Genomic DNA, 1,349 nt, shown 5'->3' with positions numbered 1-1,349 from the left:
ATGAACGTAACTATCATGCACATATCATGTTTACAGGTCGTCAGATCGACCTTGAAACTGGCGACTTTGCCAAAAAGAGAAACCGAGATTTTAACAAAGAAAATTCTAGTCAGACTGTAAGCCACTGGAGAGAAGCATTTGCCGACCTAACTAACAAGCATCTAGCTAGAGCAGGCTACTTATCCGAAGTAGACCACCGCAGTTATGCAGATCAAAATAACGGGTTACAAGCAACAGTCCATGAAGGCAGTGCGGTCACACAGCTACGCAGACAGGGCATTGACACTGAAATCAGCCTGAAAAACGATTCAATCAAACAGCAAAATATTGAAAATCAGCATTTGCCTGAACTTCTGAAAAACTTAGAACAAGAAATCATTGTGACCGAGCGGCTTGTAGAAAACTTACAACACGAGAGCGTTAAGCAAAGCCCACAACACAGTATTTTTGACAGCATCAAACAGAATTTAGATGCAGCGGATGAACACCTAAAACAAATCCCACAGATTAACCCTGACAAGGTGAGATCCACTCTAGACCATGTAAGACTGACACGAACTCAAAAAGCGAAAGAGCTTAAACAGCCCGAAAAGCATAGAGCCGTTGTCAATCTTGAAAAAGAGCTTGCGAATGCTACCAGTGACATATTCCGAGTCGTTGCACAAGCCAAGCTTGATTACGTCAACAGCATGATCGAGAAAGGTGAAAATCCTGCACATCACTTCCCAGCTATCGAAAAAGAAGGCAATCAAGCACTTCAAAAGTGGCGAGAAAAAGAACTTCAAAGGCAAGCAGCTGATCAGCCACAACAACCTAAAACAACAGCATTTGAACCACGAAGCCCTAAAAAAGAATCCGCGCCAAGTGATGAACAGCGAAAATACCTCACTGCAATAAACGCTATTAACGCATATGATCGCGCTGTAGGCGACTTAGCCAAAAATATGAGGGATACCACATACCATAAAGAAAAAAGCGCATACAGCGCAAAACGTGGCGAAATAACGCATAACTTAGATGCAATTAATCAAGAAATCCAAGCATTGGGTAAAAAACCAATGTTTTTCCCTAAAAAATGGGTGTCAGCTCATACCGAACTGTCAGCAAAACGAGACCGTTTAGAACGTGAACGTAATAACCTCCAAGAACCTAAACCCCTTGATCACACCCAAGCAGCCATACGCTCGATAAGAGAGGGTATGTCATCGGAGCAGCTAGACAAGCTAAATAACGCCAAAAAATATAAGGATTGGTATGTCTGGTCACATTCACTTGAAGGTATGACACCAAAAGAAAGATTACAGGAATGGAATAAGAAATTTGATTCATATCCAAAGAATTACAAGGAC

The 1,349-nt window shown here is 41.8% G+C and carries 1 protein-coding gene; it reads left to right on the top strand.

What is annotated here, in order from left to right; translation table 11 throughout:
• Positions 1-26: 26 nt before the first annotated feature.
• Positions 27-1,349, top strand: a 1,323-nt coding sequence (locus tag FTV42_RS16940) for a MobA/MobL family protein (protein ID WP_373683242.1), incomplete at its 3' end; no start/stop codon positions are given.

The sequence above is a fragment of the Acinetobacter sp. YH16052 genome (genome assembly GCF_013417155.1).
Lineage (GTDB): Bacteria > Pseudomonadota > Gammaproteobacteria > Pseudomonadales > Moraxellaceae > Acinetobacter.
Note: the sequence above shows the minus strand (reverse complement) of the source record. Positions and strands in the feature narration are given on the sequence as shown.